The 17,763-nt window shown below is 68.9% G+C and carries 15 protein-coding genes; 12 read left to right on the top strand and 3 right to left on the bottom strand.

Translation table 11 applies throughout. The features are described 5' to 3' along the window. Positions 1-194: 194 nt before the first annotated feature. Both ACM26Y_RS19310 and ACM26Y_RS19305 read left to right on the top strand, forming a co-directional pair. A complete protein-coding gene (locus ACM26Y_RS19310; protein ID WP_416061620.1) occupies positions 195-899 on the top strand; it encodes an MspA family porin in 705 nt (234 codons plus the stop codon). Between the two features lie 63 nt (positions 900-962). Next, a complete protein-coding gene (locus tag ACM26Y_RS19305) occupies positions 963-1,655 on the top strand; it encodes an MspA family porin (RefSeq protein WP_416061619.1) in 693 nt (230 codons plus the stop codon). Positions 1,656-1,851: 196 nt separating this feature from the next. On the opposite strand, the gene ACM26Y_RS19300 is transcribed toward ACM26Y_RS19305, so the two are convergent. Beyond that, complete coding sequence (locus tag ACM26Y_RS19300; RefSeq protein WP_052034025.1) at positions 1,852-2,610, bottom strand: HAD-IIA family hydrolase; 759 nt, start codon at positions 2,608-2,610, stop codon at positions 1,852-1,854. Positions 2,611-2,675: 65 nt separating this feature from the next. Beyond that, complete coding sequence (locus ACM26Y_RS19295) at positions 2,676-3,446, bottom strand: sulfite exporter TauE/SafE family protein (protein ID WP_301913890.1); 771 nt, start codon at positions 3,444-3,446, stop codon at positions 2,676-2,678. 369 nt (positions 3,447-3,815) lie between these two features. Here ACM26Y_RS19295 and ACM26Y_RS19290 point away from each other — a divergent pair, with 369 nt between their 5' ends. The 10 genes from ACM26Y_RS19290 to fgd all read left to right on the top strand — a co-directional run bounded on the left by ACM26Y_RS19290 (position 3,816) and on the right by fgd (position 16,512). After that, entirely contained in the window at positions 3,816-5,735 is a 1,920-nt protein-coding gene (locus tag ACM26Y_RS19290; RefSeq protein ID WP_416061618.1) for a hydantoinase/oxoprolinase family protein, read from the top strand. Positions 5,736-5,780: 45 nt separating this feature from the next. Continuing rightward, the gene (locus tag ACM26Y_RS19285; protein ID WP_010593155.1) at positions 5,781-6,203 is read left to right on the top strand and encodes an acetone carboxylase subunit gamma; all 423 of its coding nucleotides are present in this window, start codon (positions 5,781-5,783) and stop codon (positions 6,201-6,203) included. Between the two features lie 30 nt (positions 6,204-6,233). After that, entirely contained in the window at positions 6,234-8,360 is a 2,127-nt protein-coding gene (locus ACM26Y_RS19280) for a hydantoinase/oxoprolinase family protein (protein WP_003938304.1), read from the top strand. A 25-nt stretch (positions 8,361-8,385) separates the two neighbouring features. Continuing rightward, the gene (locus tag ACM26Y_RS19275) at positions 8,386-10,734 is read left to right on the top strand and encodes a hydantoinase B/oxoprolinase family protein (RefSeq protein ID WP_371382434.1); all 2,349 of its coding nucleotides are present in this window, start codon (positions 8,386-8,388) and stop codon (positions 10,732-10,734) included. Positions 10,735-10,835: 101 nt separating this feature from the next. Continuing rightward, positions 10,836-11,645 (top strand): hypothetical protein, encoded by an 810-nt coding sequence (locus ACM26Y_RS19270; protein ID WP_371382435.1) that lies wholly within the window; start codon positions 10,836-10,838, stop codon positions 11,643-11,645. A gap of 75 nt (positions 11,646-11,720) precedes the next feature. After that, positions 11,721-13,556 (top strand): sigma-54-dependent Fis family transcriptional regulator, encoded by a 1,836-nt coding sequence (locus ACM26Y_RS19265; protein ID WP_416061617.1) that lies wholly within the window; start codon positions 11,721-11,723, stop codon positions 13,554-13,556. A gap of 134 nt (positions 13,557-13,690) precedes the next feature. Further along, the gene (locus ACM26Y_RS19260; protein WP_371382437.1) at positions 13,691-14,158 is read left to right on the top strand and encodes a hypothetical protein; all 468 of its coding nucleotides are present in this window, start codon (positions 13,691-13,693) and stop codon (positions 14,156-14,158) included. Positions 14,159-14,225: 67 nt separating this feature from the next. After that, positions 14,226-14,966, top strand: coding sequence for a hypothetical protein (locus ACM26Y_RS19255; protein ID WP_289380910.1), 741 nt, complete (start codon positions 14,226-14,228; stop codon positions 14,964-14,966). Further along, a complete protein-coding gene (locus tag ACM26Y_RS19250) occupies positions 14,963-15,427 on the top strand; it encodes an RDD family protein (protein ID WP_416061616.1) in 465 nt (154 codons plus the stop codon). The genes ACM26Y_RS19255 and ACM26Y_RS19250 overlap by 4 nt, the downstream gene beginning before the upstream one ends. A gap of 71 nt (positions 15,428-15,498) precedes the next feature. Beyond that, positions 15,499-16,512, top strand: a complete 1,014-nt coding sequence (fgd, locus tag ACM26Y_RS19245) for a glucose-6-phosphate dehydrogenase (coenzyme-F420) (protein WP_416061615.1) — start codon at positions 15,499-15,501, stop codon at positions 16,510-16,512. Between the two features lie 72 nt (positions 16,513-16,584). On the opposite strand, the gene ACM26Y_RS19240 is transcribed toward fgd, so the two are convergent. Continuing rightward, positions 16,585-17,637, bottom strand: a complete 1,053-nt coding sequence (locus ACM26Y_RS19240) for an MBL fold metallo-hydrolase (RefSeq protein WP_416061614.1) — start codon at positions 17,635-17,637, stop codon at positions 16,585-16,587. Positions 17,638-17,763: the final 126 nt, after the last annotated feature.

Genomic DNA, 17,763 nt, shown 5'->3' with positions numbered 1-17,763 from the left:
GGGTGTCGGTCCACAGTGCCCCTCGGGGCAGCACGCCAACGACACCTGAATCCGCCTGTGCGAGAAACCGACCGGTATCTCGCCCCGACCTGACCAGAATGCACATCCGAATCGACCGCGGCGGCCCGCCCGCGGCCGTGATCAGCCGTGCCCGGGGGCGCCCGGGTAACCGCACACCTGAGTAGGGGAATGAATTGAGCAACAAGCACACGTCCGGCCTCCGCCGCGGCGCACGCATCGGTGGTGTAGCAGCAGCTGCCGCCGTCGCCCTGGGCTTCCTGTCCGCGGGTGCGGCGAACGCCGACACCTTCGTGCCGCTGCCCGACGGCGAGATCACCGCTCCCGACGGGAACGTCATCAAGCGGTCCGCCGAGAGCGCCCTGATCTCGCCGTCGCTCGCGGCGAACGGCGCGGGTCGCGTGGCCTGGGTGTCCGGCACGGTGACGGCCGAGGCGAAGAATGTTCCGGCCGACGCCAAGGCGGGACCCACCAACGGTGGCATCAACCCCAACGATCCGACCGGCACCCAGGGCACGGGCGGCACCTCCACCGACGGTGTGCCCCGTCTGACCACCGGTTACATCGTCGGTTGCCAGATGGATATCGCCGGCCTGAAGGGCAGCTTCGGTGGCGGAATCGACGTCGGTCCCTCGGCCGGCGGCGGCAGCCTCTCCGGGTCCATCAGCGTTCCGATCGCGGCCGGTCAGGTGAAGTTCGCGCGGGTGGACAGCAAGGCCATCCCGGCGGACGGCACGTACACCATCCAGTACCAGGATGCGCAGATCGAGGTCCAGGGCTGCGGCGGCTTCGCGCAGGCACGCTCGTACACGGTCCTGGAGATCACGGGTCCGAACTACTCGAAGACCACCCTGTACGGCCAGCCGTTCAGCATCGGCTGATTCCTCGCCGCCTTCTACCCGACTCTTCGCTCACGCGAGCATCGAAACCTCGAGAGAGAGAACATGAAGACCAGCATCGCCAACGGCCTGCGCCGTGGTCTCAAGGCGGCCGGCGTCGGCGCCACCGTCGCCGTCGCCATTGGATTCGCCTCCGCCGGTGCGGCCAACGCCGACACTTTCGTCGAACTTCCCGCCGGGAACATGACGCAGACCCTTCCTGACGGAACCTCCGTGACCGTCCGGCTCGACCGGGAGACCGCCAACATCTCCCCGTCCATGGGCGCCACCGCGCTGCACCGCAACGTGTGGGTCTCCGGGCAGGCGAGCGTGCAGCTCGACGGCCCGAAGGCAGCAGCGGCCAAGACCAAGTTGCAGCCCGGCTACATCGTCGCCTGCCAGCTCAACCTCGGCGGCACCGCCGGCGTCGGCGCCGGCGTCAAGGCGAGCTACGCCGGCCAGAACGGCTCGATCACCCCGTCCGCCAACGGCAACGGGACCGTCACCCTCGGCCCCGGCCAGGCGATGGACTTCAAGATCATCGACCGCACGATCGCGAACGCGTTCGACGAGGAGCAGCACCTGCCCTTCAACCAGATCTCGGGCCCCCAGGGCAGCGTGACCTGGCAGGATTCGACGATCGCCATCGGTGGGTGCGCCGGCTACGCGCAGGCCCGCAGCTACGTCAAGGCCACCGTCGAGACCCCGGACAGCATCCAGCAGGTCACCCTCTGGGGCCAGCCCTTCAGCATCGGCTGATCGAGGCGCCTTCCAGAGGTGAGCAGCCCCGCCGACGAGAACCTCATCCTCTCGTCGGCGGGGCGTTGTCGCTGCCCGGTCCGGTGGGGGCCGGGCAGTGGCGCTGTGGGTGAGCAGTGAGAGGGAGGTTGTCGCGGCATCGCCCGAGTGGCATGCGCGAGAACCTCCCTCTCGCTGCCGAAACCGCCCGCTCCGGTCAGAACGGATTCGCGGTGCGCCCCACCAGTTCCGCGACCGATTCGATGACGCGAGTGGGTCGGTAGGGGAACATCTCCACGGACTCGCGGGTCGAGATGCCGGTCAGCACCAGCAGGGTCTGCAGGCCCGCCTCGAGGCCGCAGACGATGTCGGTGTCCATCCGGTCGCCGATCATGAGCGTGTGCTCCGAGTGCGCGCCGATCGCGCGCAGGGCGGACCGCATCATCAGGGCATTCGGTTTGCCCACGAAGTACGGTTCGCGGCCCGTCGCGCGGGTGATCAGCGCCGCGACGGCCCCGGTCGCGGGGAGCGAGCCCTCCCGCGACGGTCCGGTCGGATCCGGATTGGTGGCGATGAACCGGGCACCCCGCTCGACGAGCCGGATCGCGGTGGTGATCGCCTCGAACGAGTAGGTGCGGGTTTCCCCGAGGACGACGTAGTCCGGGTCGTTGTCGGTCAGGACGTAGCCGATGTCGTGCAGGGCCGTGGTCAGTCCCGATTCGCCCACCACGTACGCGCTGCCACCGGGTCGCTGATTCGCCAGGAACGTCGCGGTCGCCAGCGCCGACGTCCAGATCGACTTCTCCGGGATGTCGAGGCCGGTGCGTAGCAGCCGGGCGCGCAGATCCCGCGGAGTGCGGATCGAGTTGTTGGTGAGCACCATGAACGGTGTGCCGTTCTCACGCAGCTCGCTCAGGAACGCGTCGGCGCCGGGGATCAGGTGTTCCTCGTGCACCAGGACGCCGTCCATGTCCATGAGGTAGTTCCAGACCGGCGCGGGTACGGGTTCGTCGTTCACCGTTCGAGTGTGTCACCGACCGCTCACGCCAGCAGCCGGTACAAGCCGACCAAGCCGACCACGACGATGACGGCCCGCAGTGCGGTGGGCGAGAGCCGGCGGCCGTACCGGGAGCCGAGGGCACCGCCGATCAGCGAGCCCACGGCGATCAGCGCCGCCGCCGTCCAGTCGATCCGGTCGAACGCGACGAGGGTGTAGGCGACGGCCGCCACGACGTTGACCAGCAGCGAGAGCAGGTTCTTCGCGGCGTTCTGCCGCTGGATGTGATCGTGCAGCAGCGCCCCGAACAATCCCATCAGCAGGATGCCCTGCGCGGCCGTGAAGTAGCCGCCGTACACGCCCACGGCGAAGGTGCCGACGACCAGCGCCGTCATGCGCGCGGGCCCGATCTGCTCGGCCGGGCCGCTGGAGCGTCGCAGCACCCACTGTTGCAGCTTCGGCTGGAACACGACCAGGAGCAGCGCCAGCACGAGCAGAACGGGCACGATCGTCTCGAAGGCCGATTCGGGCAGGTTCAGCAGCAGCCACGACCCGAGGACCGCGCCGGAGACGGAGGCGGGGATCTGCCATCGCAGCCGCGGCCACTGCCCGCGGAGCTCGCGCCGGTACCCCCATGTGCTCGACACCCCACCCGCGACGAGCCCGACGGCGTTGGACATCGTGGCAGTCACCGGCGGCAGCCCGAAGGCGACGAGCGTCGGGAAGGTGATGAGGGTCCCGGAGCCGACCAGCGCGTTGATCGCGCCGGCGCCCAACCCGGCCAGGGCGACGACGAACAGTTCCAGCGGTGTCACCGAGCCGACCTTACGTCAGTCGCCGAAGTGCGCGGTCGCCGCCACCCCTGATCGGCGGGGCTACTCGAATCCGCTGTCCGGAAGGGTCTTTCGCGGCCGCCGCGCGAGACGGAGCGGCCCGCCGCGCCGTGCGGCGGCGCACCGTCCCATTTCCGGACACCGTTCGTCGGTGGAAGTCGTCCCGCAACCCGGGCGCCCGGACGTCCCTGCTCCCGTGTCGCGGCGAACCCGCAGGTAGAAGGCATCTCGACGCGGAAGATGAGCCATGTCATAGCCGGTGTCCGGAAGTGGCACACTTCACACCCGCCGGTCCGGCCCAGGCTTTCCCCATTCGATCCGCAACACCGCAACCCGAACGGGGGACACCCGATGGACAGACTCATCAACATCGACAACGGTGGCACACTCACCGACATCTGCGCCTGGGACGGCCACGAATTCAGCTTCACCAAGACCCTCACCACGCCGTTCGATCTGTCGCAGTGCCTGTTCGACGGACTGACGAAGGTGTCGAAGGAGATCTACGGCGCCGAGGACCTGCCCGCGCTGCTGCACTCCACGGCGCACATCCGCTACTCGACCACGCAGGGGACGAACGCGCTCGTCGAGCGCAAAGGTCCCCGCATCGGCATCGTCACCGACTCGGCAACCCTCGTCGACGAGCTGCGCCGCACCCCCGAGCAGCGGGCCCTGTTCGACGACCTCGTCGGCACCCGCGTCGCCGTCGTCGACACCGACGCCGCGGACCTCGAAGGTGAACTGGTCGCCCGGGTCAACCGTCTGACCACCGACGGTGCCGCCCGCATCGTCGTCGCCGTCGGGAACACCGACGACGGACGTGAACGGACGCTGCGCGGCATCCTGCTGCGCAAGTTCCCGCGCCACCTGCTCGGTTCGGTTCCGTTTCTGTACTCGTGGGACTTCACCACCGACCGCACGCCGGCCCGGCGAGTCTGGTCGGCCGTGATCAACACGTTCCTGCACCCGACGATGGAACGGTTCCTCTACAACGCCGAGCACCGGCTGCGCGACCACCGCGTCAAGAACCCGCTGCTGATCTACCGCAACGACGGTGCCTCCTCGCGCGTCGCGAAGTCCGTGGCCCTCAAGACGTACTCGTCCGGCCCGCGCGGCGGACTCGAGGGCACCCGGGCGCTCGCCGAGATCTACGGGCTCAAGCACGTTCTCATGATCGACGTCGGCGGCACCACGACCGACATCGGCACGGTCGCCGGGCGCGAGATCCTCACCGACCGCCGCGGCACCATCGCCGGCATCCCGACATCCTTCCCGATGTCGAACGTCGAGTCGGCCGGCATCGGCGGCAGTTCCGTCATCACCGTCACCGACGGGGCGATCACGGTCGGACCGGAAAGTGTCGGTGCGGCACCCGGACCGGCCTGCTTCGGCTTCGGCGGCACGTCCGCCACCATCACCGACGTCAACCTCCTCCTCGGCGTGCTCGACCCTGCCACCTACCTCGACGGCGACTTCACGCTCGATGCGGACCGGGCACGCGCCGTCGTCACCACCACCGTCGCCGAACCGCTCGGTCTCACCCTCGACGAGGCGCTGCTGGCGATGGAACAGGCGTACTTCACCGCGATGGGCAACGCCGTCGCCCCCGCGGTGTCCGACGCCGACGAGACCACCATCGCCGCGTTCGGCGGCGCCGGCCCGATGAGTGCGTGCGGCGCAGCACGGGTCGCGGGCGTGCGCAGCGTGCTCGTCCCCAAGCTCGCCGCGGTGTTCTCCGCCTTCGGTATCGGGTTCTCCGACATCGGGCAGAGCTACGAGGCCGACGTCGCGGACACGGCGGAGGCGACACTCGCCGCGGCCGTGGCGGACCTCCTGGCCAAGGCCGAGCGGGACATGTTCCAGGAAGGGCACGCCCTCGCCGACTGCGAACTGTCCTGGACCCTGACCACCGAGGACGCACACGGTGCCACGGTCGACGAGACGCCGTACGAGCCCGGCGAGTGCGTCGAGCTGCTGCCCGGTGCGTCCACCGCCCTGACCCTGGTGGCCACCCGCCGGATGAACCGGATCGAGCTCCCGCACGGCTCCTTCGCCGAGGCCCGCACCCCCCGGGCCGCCGGCGAACGCACCGTGCTCGGAGCGGCCGGGCGGCAGCCGGTTCCGGTGTTCACGCTGGCCGACCAGGAGCCCGGCGCCACCGCCGAGGGCCCGGCCCTCGTCGAAGGCCCCTTCTTCACCGCCCGGGTGCAGGAGGGCTGGAAGTTCGACGTCACCGCCGGCGGCGACCTGCTGCTCACCGACACCCACTGACCGACAGATCCCGAAGCCTGTTCGACCGTTCGAAGGACGCACGACATGCAGATTCCCATGACCGAATACCTGGTCATCGACCTCGAGACCGAACTGTGGGTGTGCCGGGTGTGCCGGCACGAACTCGGCAGCGCCCGCGGCAACTACAAGGAAGGCACCCTGGTCTACGACCGCGACCCGCGCGAGATCCACCAGCCCATCATCGATCCCGACCGCTACGAGTTCACCTTCTCACCGGACCCGGACTACTGCCGCATCCTCGAGTACTACTGCCCCGGCTGCGGCACCCAGATCGAGACCGAGTACATCCCGCCCGGACATCCCCCGACCGTCGACATGGAATGGGACGTCGACGCCTTGCGCGCCCAGTGGCTCGAACGCGGCACCGATCCCGGCCAGGTCGTCACGTACGGCCCCGGCCAGGACGCCGAGGGCGAGTTCGAAGGCCGGCGCCACAACCACCACTAGTCACCGCGACCCGCAAGGAACACCGTCACCATGAAACGAATCTCCGTCGACATCGGCGGCACCTTCACCGACTGCTTCTTCGCCTGGGACGACAAGTACGTCGAGGCCAAGGCCCTCACCACTCATCACAACCTGGCCCAGGGCTTCAACGAGGCCCTCGACCTCGCCTGCCGCCGCGCCGATCTGGACCGGGACGACGTGCTGTCCCAGGTGGATTCGGTCCGCTACGCCACCACTCTCGGCACCAACGCCCTCATCGAACGCAAGGGTCCGCGCGTCGGTGCCATCGTCACGCACGGTTTCGAGGACACCATCCCGCTCTCCCGCGGACGGGGCTACGGTGAGGGACTCGATCCGTCGATGCAGCAGAACCTTCCGGCTGCGGAGCGCCCCGAGCCGCTGGTCCACCGCAGCCTGATCCGGTCGGTCCAAGAGCGGGTCAATTCCGCCGGCGAGATCGTCGTCCCACTCGTCGAGCGGAACGTGCGCGAGATGGTGCGCGAGCTCGTCGACGCCGGCGCGCAGGCGCTCGTGGTGTCGCTGGTGAACGCCACCGAGAATCCCGCCCACGAGCTGCGGATCATGGAGATCATCCAGGAGGAGTATCCGGAGCATCAGCTCGGCGCGATCCCGGTCCTGCTCGGCCACCAGGTCTCCGGACGCAAGGGCGAATACGTCCGCGCGACGTCCACCATCGTCGACGGCTTCCTGCACGGCATCATGTTCCACGCCATGAGCCAGCTCGCGAACAACCTGCGGGACTCGGGCTACGACAAGCCGATGCTCATCATCCACAACTCCGGTGGCATGGCCCAGATGAACTCGACCGATGCCCTGCAGACCATCCACTCCGGTCCCGTCGCGGGTGTCAGTGCCGCCGAGCATCTGTCGGAGTCCTCGGGGATCGGCAACATCATCACCACCGACATGGGCGGCACGTCCTTCGACATCGGCCTGGTGCCGGCGGGCGGCGTCAAGCACTACGACTTCCAGCCCACGATCGACCGCTGGCTGGTCTCGGTCCCGATGATCCACCTCGAAACCCTCGGTGCCGGAGGCGGATCCATCGCGAGCTACGACCGGATCCACCACTCGGTCCGGCTCGGGCCCGAGTCCGCCGGTTCGGACCCCGGTCCGGCCTGCTACGACCGCGGCGGGCTGCGCCCCACGGTGACCGATGCCGACCTGCTGCTCGGCTACCTGGACCCGGACAACTACGCCAACGGTTTCATCAAGCTCAACCGCAAGCGGGCGGTGTTCGCCGTCGAGGAACAACTGTGCGACGAACTCGACCTCGACGTCATCGACGTCGCCAAGGTCATCAAGCGATCGGTCGACGAGCAGATGGCGATCGGCATCGCCAAGGAGCTGCGGGTGCGCGGCTACCTGCCGGAGGACTTCACGATGCTCGCCTACGGCGGCAACGGCCCGCTGCACGCGTGCGGGATCGCCGACCAGGCCGGCATTCGCAAGATCCTCGCGCCGCCGTTCTCCTCCGTGTTCTCCGCCTGCGGTGCCGGCAACATGAAGCAGCTGCACATCCACGAACGCGGCGTCCACGTGGTGCTCTACAACGCCACCACCCGGGGGCTCTACGACAGCTACGACGAGTTCAACGAGATCGTCGCGGCGCTCGAGGCCCGGGGCGCGGAGGATCTGCGCCGTCAGGGCGTCGGCGACGGCGCGATCGAGCACCGCCTCGAGATGGATCTGCGCTACGGCAACCAGCTCGTGACGACCGCAGTGGCGTTCGACATCAACCGGATCCACGGTGTCGGGGACGTGCTCCACCTGATCCGCACGTTCTCCGACATCTACTCCAAGCGCTACGGCGAGGGGTCGGCAGCACCCGAGGCCGGCATCCGCGTCCAGACCATCCGCGTCGCGTCCTACGTCAACGGTGAGACCGTCGAGTTCGATTCCCTGCATCACGACGGGGAACGGACGCTGCCGGCACCGGTCGGGCACCGCGACGTCCATTTCGTCGCGCATCCCCGGGCGATCACCACCGCGATCTACGACGCCGATGCGCTGAGTCACCACCACGTGATTCCCGGTCCGGCGATCGTCACCACCGAGAACACGACCTACCTCGTCGAGCCCGGCTGGCGCCTCGAACCCTCACCGCAGGGCGCCGTCTGGTTCCTCAAGGACTAGCGCAGAAAGCACAGGAGACACAGCCATGACCGCACTTCACGACGACCTCGCAACCGCTGCGGAGCAGCGCCTCGCAACCGCAGCGCAGCAGCGCCTGACGGCCTCGCTGAACGAGCAGGAACAGCAGTGGGTCGACGATTTCATGGACGAGACGACGCTGTTCCTCGGCCCGGACCGCGACATCATGCGTTCGCACCACATCACCTCCCGCAGCGAGTTCGAACAGCAATGCCTCGCCGACGGCGTCGACCCCCTCCAGGTGGACCGCATTCGCAAGCGCCTCGCCGGCGCCCTCGACGAGGGCTTCGAGATGTGTGAGGCGATGGGCGCTGCACCGGGCGCCAAATGGGGCGACCTCACCACGGCCATCTACACCGCGGCCGGGGACGTCACCTACCTGTCCTGCCACGGCGTGATCGCGTTCTCCGCGATCCTGCACCACCCGATCCGGTACATCATGAAGTACTGGAAGGACGAGCCGACCGTCGGAATTCATCCCGGCGACGGGTTCATCCACAACGACGCCCGCTTCGGCAACGTCCACAACACCGACCAGTCGATGATCATGCCGATCATCCGGGACGACCGCATCATCGCGTGGGTGGCCGCCACGATCCACGAGGGCGAGAACGGCGCCTGCGAACCGGGCGGCATGCCCTCCGGTTCGGAGACCCCGTTCGACGACGGGCTGCGGATGAGCCCGTTCAAGATCGTCGAGCGCGGCGAGTTGCGCCGCGACCTGCTCACCTTCCTGCAGCACTCGGTCCGAGACCCGAAGCTCCAGCTGGCGGACCTGAAGGTGAAGATCGGTGCGGTCCAGCGCATCCAGGAACGCGTCGACAAGATCATCGACGAGGTCGGTGTGGAGACGTTCGTCGCGGCGCTGCGGATCACCGTCGAGGACGTCGAAGCCGAGGTGCGCCGGCGTATCCGAGAACTGCCCGACGGCACGGTCCGGTTCAACCAGTTCATGGACTCCACCCTCAAGGAGAACATCCTCATCAAGCTCGCCTGCTCCATCACGGTGAAGGGCGAGAAGATGACCATCGACTTGCGCGGCAGCGGACCGGAGATCCTGAACCGGGCCATCAATTCGCCGCTGTGCTCGGTCAAATCGATGATGATGCAGGCGATCCTCGCGTTCTGGTGGCCGGACCTGCCGCGCTGCACCTCCGCGATGAGCCCTATCGAGATCATCTCCGACGAGCACACGTGGTCCGACGCCGGCTACGACGCCCCCATGGGCCAGTCGCTGCAGGCCTCCTTCCGCGGCTTCTCGGCGCTCCAGAACCCCTGGGCCAAGCTGCAGTTCTCCAACCCGGAGAAGTTCTCCAACGTCATCGCGCCCTGGTTCAACCAGATCAACACCTTCCTGTGGGGTGGGGTCACCCAGCACGGCGACCAGGTCGGCAACCTGTGCGCCGACCTGAACGGAATGGGCGGCGGCGCCAAGGCGTTCCGCGACGGCGAGGACGCGGTCTCCCCGCTCTTCTGCGCGATGGCCGATACGGCCGAGCAGGAGGTCATGGAGGAGGAGGTGCCCTTCATGCAGCTGGTGAGCAAGCGGATCGTCCGTGACAACCAGGGGTTCGGCAAGTACCGCGGCGGTATGGGCTACGAGATGATCGTCGCGGCCGAGGGCACCCCGCTGTGGGGCTTCATGACGGTGACCTCCGGCGCGAAGTTCTCCTCCATCAGCGGGCAGTTCGGCGGGTACGGCTGCAACACCTACCCGCTCGCGACGGTCAAGGGCGTCAACGTCTACGACGAACTGCGCCGCAACCCGGAACGGTTCGACCTGTCGATCGAGAAGGTGATGAACGAACAGCCCTTCGAGGGCGCCGAGTACAGCACCAGCCACATGGGTCTGCAGTTCGACGTCGCCAAGGACGGTGAGCTGTACATGATTTCGCAGGGCACGGGCGGAGGCTACGGAGATCCGCTCGAACGCGCCCCGGAGGACGTGGTTGCCGATCTCGAGATCGACCGGATCTCCGCGAAGGTGGCGCACGACATCTACGGTGTCGTGTACGCACCGGACACCTTCGTCGTGGACGTCGACGCCACGGAGGCGCTGCGTGCCTCGATGCGACGCGACCGGCTCTCGCGCGGTGTGCCCTACGGGGAGTTCGTCGAGAAGTTCGTGACGCCGGAGCCGCCGGAGGACCTGCTGTACTACGGGTCCTGGGGCGACACCGAGGAACTGACGGCCACCCACTTCACCGTCCACGGCGCCGAGCGGGTCACCACGACGATCGACAAGATGCCGATCATCATGATGCCCGACCGCCGGGAGTTGAAGATCGCCGAACTCGCGGCCCGGGTGAAGGAACTCGAGGCGAAGCACGGCGAGATCGTCCACCGCAAGTCCTGAAACCGATCCGGCCCGCTTCGGTCACCGGATCCACCCCGAACCGGGTGCCCGCACGTGTGCTCCCCTCACCGTGCGGGCACCCATTCCCTGGAGTCACAGTCATGACCATCTCGTTTCCCGCCGTGCTCGACGCGCCGGTCTCCGGGCGCCGGGTTCCCCTCGTCGTCGACCATCTCGACTACAGCCGCCGGATCCTGCTCCGCGGCAACCCGGTGCCCTGGGCCGATCCCACCGCACTGTCGAACTTCCTCAACCAGGCGCACGGGCTGCTGCGGCCGGACGTCACGCTGCTCGATCTCGGTGAGTTCTACCGCATCGCGGCGGGCGACCCCCGTCTGGGCGAGGCGATGTCGGCCCGGTCCCGGACCGGGTACGCGTTGCGGGCGCTGCTCGCGGACGCCGCGACCACCCGGGCCGTGACCACGCTCGCCGCCACGGTGGCCGGCACCACCCGGCTGCCGCTGCTGCTGCAGATCCCCTCACCGCGGGCCTGGCTGGCGGCGACCCATCCCGGAGACGCCGCGGACCTGGACGCGGACCGTGTCGAGGCCGCGGCCATGTACGTCGCGGACTGGCTGCGCGGATTCGCCGAGGTGCCGGTCGCGGCGGTCCTGCTCGACGAGCGGATCGTGGCGGACGCCGCCGCCGCGTTGCCGCCGGGCGATCCGCAGTCGTACGTGCCCGTGACGAACGTGGCCGCACACTACCGGTGGGAGATCGGACTGCGCGGCGAGGACACCGTCTCGATCGGCGAGCACGAGGGTGACGTCCTCGGCTCCGACTACTGGCTCGCCGAGGACGCCGCAGTCCCGGACGCGCACGGCGTGTTCCGGCTCGCGCACCTGCCGGCGGACGCGGTCCCGGAGACGGTGCTCGCCCGGCTGGCCGCACTCGACCTCCCCGGTGCCTGAGCGTGGACGACCTGCACGCCGGTGCCGCAGGGAGCGGCACCGGCCGGAGGGCGGACGCTACCCTGGAGGCGTGACATGCATCACGACCACACCGGGGCGGGGCGGCCGGTGAAGAGCGCGGACCGACGGCTGCGGGTGGCGGTGGCCCGGGCCGGATTCCTCGACTCCGGCGAACCGGACGATTCGCTGGTCTCCTCCGTCGTGTCGGCGTCGTGGCGACGCTCCGCCGCGGCGGGCGTGCGACCGTCCGGTGGGGAGGTCCGGTTCGCGGGTGAGGTCGACCGGACCTCCCGCCTGGTCCAGTGCTCGCTGCCGGTCCTGGACCGGCTCGCGGAGGAGACCGTCGACGTCCCGGTGAGCATCGCCCTGACCGACGCCAAGGCGCAGGTGCTGATGCGACTCGACGGTGCCCGGGCCATCGGACGGCTGCTCGACCACGTCTCGCTCGCACCGGGCTTCGACTACAACGAGGGCCAGATCGGCACGAACGGTGTCGGCACAGTGCTCGAATCCGGGCGTGCCGTGCAGATCGAGGGCGCCGAGCACTTCCACGAACGGTTCCAGCCGTTCGCCTGCTCCGGCGCGCCGATCCGGGACCCGTTCAGCGGACGTGTCGCCGGCGTCATCGACATCAGCTGCCTCACCGAGCATTCGTCACCGTTGCTCACGACCGTCGTGCGGACCGCGGCAGCGGAGATCGAGCAGAATCTGTTCCGCGACCGCAGCGCCCGCCAGCACGCGCTGTTCGACGCGTTCGTGCGCGCCGACGCCCGCGGCGGCGCGGCCCTCATGGCGATCGGGAGCGCGATGTCGCTCGCGAATCCGCTCGCCCACACCCTCCTCGCGCCGGAGGACCAGCGCCGGGTCGGTGAGCACGTCGACTACGTCATCGGGCACCGCGCGCGAATCGACGAACTGTTCGAGCTGAGCACCGGCCTGTCCGTCCGGGTCCGGGCGACCCGGATCCTGGCGGGCGAGGACACCGCCGGATACCTCGTCGAGGTGTCCGAGGCGGCTGCGGCCGCGGCCCCGCTTCCGTCCGTTCCGAACCGCGTGCGCGAGCACCGCATGCACTCCGGGCGGGTCGGTCTGGCTGCGGCCGGCACGGATCGTCTCCGCTCGAGCGGTTCCTCCGCGCTGTGGATGCGCGCCTGCAACGAGATCGAGGAGGCCCTGTCCGCCGGGGCGAAGTTGCTCCTCACCGGCGAACCGGGCACGGGGAAGGCGTCTCTCGCGTCCGAGATCTTCCACTCCTTGTACGCCGGGGGACGGAGCATCCTCGTGGACGGTAGCGAGACCGATCTGTCCGGACTCACGGTGCCCTCCGCCAACCCCACCCTGTACGTGCTGCGCAACATCCAGGCGATGCCCGGCCCGCTCACCACCACCCTGGCCGAGACCCTGGCGGAACCCGTCGCCGAGCACGTCTTCGTCGTGGCCACCATGGAGGAGTCCGAGGAGCCGCCGTCCGAGGCCCTCGCCCCGCTGCTCGCGGCCCTCGACCGGACGGTGCACGTTCCCGCCCTGCGACACCGCACCGACGACATCGCAGGAGTCGCGGCCCAGGTCCTCCGCAAGATCACCGGATCGCAGAGCCGCACCGTCGCTCCCGACGCCATGCGGGTGCTGACACGCTATCCGTGGCCGCGCAACATCCACGAGCTCGAAGCGGCGTTGCGCTGCGCCGTCGCGCACCGGCCTGCCGGTGCCATCACCGTCGAGGACCTGCCCGAATGGTGCCGGCACGGTCCGCGCCGCCAGCTCAACGCGGTCGAGTCCGCCGAACGGGATCTCATCGCCAAGGTCCTGCGGGAAACCGGTGGCAACCGGGTGCACGCCGCCCGCGCCCTGGGAATCTCCCGGTCGTCGCTGTACCGGAAACTGACCCTGTTCGGTTTCACCGGCGAGTAGGTCCCCGCGGGTCACCGAACCTGCCGCCGCACGCTGCGACCCCCTGTCCGGATGTGGGACAGTTCGCGACCGCTCTTCCTGCCGAAGATGGAGACAGCACATCTCGTCGACAGCGCGAAGGAGGAACGAGAGTCGTGGACGAGCCGTTCTTCAGCTGGAACCGCAGACGAATGATCCTGCACACCAACGGATGCCCGGTCCCCGGCACGTCGGCGGGCGGCGCCGAGTTCGTCTCGGACGTGCCACTGACGGTCGGGACCCGGCGAGGGCGTCTGATCACCGTCGTCGTCGACGACGACGAGTACGTGGCGCTGGTGGTGGGCGACGTCCGCCGGCGGCACGATGTGCCGGTGCGCCGCGTGGTCGCCGAAGGGTTGCTGATCGAGGGGAGCCGCAGCCGGCTCGACGCGGAGATCCTGTTGCCCGTGTCGGAGGCGCCCGTTGTTCCGGTACCGAGTGTCGTCCGGCGGATCCCGGACCCTCGGAGCCGGTACGCCGAGGCGGTGCAGGCACTCCTCGCGTACTCCGGCGCCCGGTCCGTCACCGTCGAATTCGCCCCGGCGTCGCTGCGGACCGCTCGGGGCCTGGACCGATCCGCGTGAACGCCGGCGGCCCTCAGCCGATCGTGAACTACGTGCATTTCGGGCGCCGGAGGGCTTTGATATCGGTATGAACGGCAGGCCCACCCTCGACCCGGTGCGCGTGGCGGTGGGTGCCGCGGCAACCGTGGGCGACGGGATTCGTCGCATGCTCCTGTTCGGCGTCGACGCGGCACGCCGGCTACCGGGTGTGGACCCGGCGCTCGTCGCCCTAGAGTCGCGCGGCGCCGAGACCCTGCGCGCCGGGGACGAGATCGCGGACCGGGTGCTGCACACCGTGGTGCGCAGGGTCGTGGACGCGGCCCTGGACGTCGTGGATATCACCGCCGTCGTGCGGGACCATGTGGACCTCGACACGCTCGCCGAGGGGATCGACATCGAACGGATCCTCGATCGGGTCGACATCGACGCCGTCGCGGCACGAGTCGCGATCGCACCGATCCTGGCCCGCGTCGACATCGACGCGGTCGCCGAACGAGTGGACGTGGCGGCGATCGTCGACCGGGTGGATCTCGACGCGCTCGCGGCGAAGATCGACGTGGACGCGATCATCGACCGCGTGGACCTGGACGCACTTGCGGCGAAGATCGACGTGGACGCGATCATCGGGCGGGTCGACCTGGTCGGCCTGGCGAACGCGGTGATCGAGGGGGTCGACCTGCCGAGCATCATCCGGGAGTCGACCGGGTCCATGTCCACCGAGGCGGTCCGCGGCGTCCGGAACCAAGGGATGCACGCCGACGACGCGGTGTCCGGGTTCGTCGGGCGGTTGTTCGGACGCGTGCCGGAATCCCCGGAAGCACCCGCGTGACCGGCGGGGAGCAGCACCGGCCGGCCGGGATCGTCACGCGGGGTACCGCAGCCGCCGTCGACCTCGGAGTGGTACTCACGATGATGGGCGGGATCTACCTGGCCGTGGTGTTCGCGCAGCTGCTGTTCTCTCCGCAGGAGTTCACCCTGCCGGACGCACAGATCCTGCTGTCCGTCGCCGTGTTCGTCGGTCTCGCGGTGGTGTACCTGACGGCGTGCTGGGCGACGACGGGACGAACGCTCGGCGCGGTGGTGATGGGGCTACGGGTGGTCAGCCGCAACGGCGACCTCGTCGGGTGGATTCGTTCCGCGGTGCGAGCCTGGCTGTGCGTGATGTTCGGCTTCGGGTTGTTGTGGGTGGCGGTGGACCGGCGCCGTCGGTCTCTGCAGGACATCCTCCTGCGCACCAGCGTCGTCTACGACTGGCAGCCGCATCTGCATCCGGCCGAACTCGAGACGTGACGTCGCGCCTGTCACAGTCGGCTGGGCCATACTCGAACCGGCTGAGAAACGTAGACGGGTAGGAGTTCGTGGTGTCGCAGGGTCTGAAGTTGGGGTACAAGGCGTCGGCGGAGCAGTTCGGGCCGCGGGAGCTGGTGGAGCTGGCGGTCCTCGCCGAGGAGCGGGGGATGGATTCGGCGACGGTGTCGGATCATTTCCAGCCGTGGCGGCACAACGGGGGGCATGCGCCGTTCTCGTTGGCGTGGATGACCGCGGTCGGCGAGCGCACGTCGCGGGTGCAGCTGGGCACGAGTGTGCTCACCCCGACGTTCCGGTACAACCCGGCGGTGATCGCGCAGGCGTTCGCGACGATGGGGTGTCTGTATCCGGGGCGGGTCATGCTCGGGGTCGGCACCGGGGAGGCCTTGAACGAGATCGCCACCGGCTACGAGGGGGCGTGGCCGGAGTTCAAGGAGCGGTTCGCGCGGCTGCGCGAGTCGGTGCGGCTGATGCGGGCGTTGTGGACGGGGGAGCGGGTCGATTTCGAGGGGGAGTTCTACACCACGAAGGGGGCGTCGATCTACGACGTGCCCGCCGGCGGGATCCCGGTGTACATCGCGGCGGGCGGTCCGGTGGTGGCCCGGTATGCGGGGCGGGCGGGGGACGGGTTCATCTGCACCTCGGGCAAGGGCATGGACCTGTACACGGAGAGGTTGTTGCCGGCGGTGGCGGAGGGCGCGGGTAAGGCCGAGCGGGAGGTGGCGGGGATCGACAAGATGATCGAGATCAAGATCTCCTACGACACCGATCCGGAGAAGGCGTTGGAGAACTGCCGGTTCTGGGCGCCGTTGTCGCTGTCGGCGGAGCAGAAGCACTCGATCGACGATCCGGTGGAGATGGAGGCGGCGGCGGATGCGTTGCCGATCGAGCAGGTGGCCAGGCGGTGGATCGTGGCGTCGGATCCGGACGAGGCGGTCGAGCAGGTCGCCGCGTATGTGAAGGCCGGGCTGAATCATCTGGTGTTCCATGCGCCGGGGCACGATCAGCGGCGGTTCCTGGAGTTGTTCGAGCGTGATCTGGCGCCGCGCCTGCGTGCGCTGGCCTGACGCGACTGACGCCGCAGGTGTGCCCTTGGGGTGGTCAAGGCCGCCCGAAAGGCACACCGGCGGCGGAGCCGCCTAGTCGACGCGGACGTCGTCGGCGGTGATCGTGAAACTCATCAGGTCCGCGCCGACGGTCAGGGGACCGTCGTAGGTCTCCCGGGTACGCTCGACCAGGACCTCGTCGGTGACGCCGGGTACGCGGCCGGGGATGCCGTTGACGATGTGGCTGTAGACGGCCATCTTCGGTGCGGTTTCGGTGAAGATCTCTCCGGCCTGCCTCGGATTGGTGTGGTGGGCGTAGACGCTCGGCAGGGCCGCGGGATCCTCGAATTCGGCCACCTCGTGGATCAGGACGTCCACGCCCGTGCCGTAGCGGACGACGTTGTCCACCGGCACGGTGTCGCCGCTGATCAGGACCGACCTCCCGGCGTAGTCGACGCGGTACCCCACCGCCGGACGGATGGCATCGGCGGGATCGTGCCGCACCTCGAACATGGTGACCTTCACCCCGTCCCGGTCGAAAACGACTCCGTCGCGGTCGAACTCGTGCGGGACGATCGTGGTGGTGGCGCGATCGACCTCGCCGTCCGCGACGCGGACGTCGATGTCGTTGCGGAACGTCTGGGCCAGCCCGTCGGTGATGTTCTTCACGCCCGTCGGTCCGTACACGTCGAACGTGCCCTCGCGACCGCCGAAGGCGGGAATGAACCCGGTGAGCCACAGGTCGTCCAGGCCGTTGACGTGATCGGAATGGAAGTGGGTGAGGAACACGCCGTCGATCTGCCCGAGCGGAACGCCCGCCTGGTTCAGGCGTACCGTCGCGCCGCGACCGGCGTCGAACACCAGGTTCAGACCGTTCGCCTGAACCAGGGTCGACATGCCGTAGCGGGTGGTGCTCGGGACAGGACTACCCGTGCCCAGCAACGTCACTCGCATCTCGCCCTCGGCGACCGGCGCGGCCGCGGGGTGCGGGGCGTCGTCGGCGGAGGCGCCACCGGTCGCCGCGACGGACGCGGAGCCGGCGGGCTCGGACGACGAACAGGCCACGACCGCGAAGCAGAGCGCGCCCGCCGCGAGGGCCGCCGCTGCTCGCCTGCCGAGACGTGAGTGCGGAACAGTCTTCGTCATCGTTCACCTTTCGTCTTCGGCACGAGCCGTCCGGATGGCCGACGGCACCACCCACAATATGTACGCAATGCGTACGTATGATTCACTATGCGTACATCATGATGTGGTATGGGTCACACGAAAGTC

The organism is Rhodococcus indonesiensis, assembly GCF_047782815.1.
In the GTDB taxonomy this organism is placed as follows: Bacteria; Actinomycetota; Actinomycetes; order Mycobacteriales; family Mycobacteriaceae; genus Rhodococcus; species Rhodococcus indonesiensis.
The sequence above is the reverse complement of the archived record's forward strand: the minus strand, read 5'-3'. Positions and strand labels throughout refer to the sequence as shown.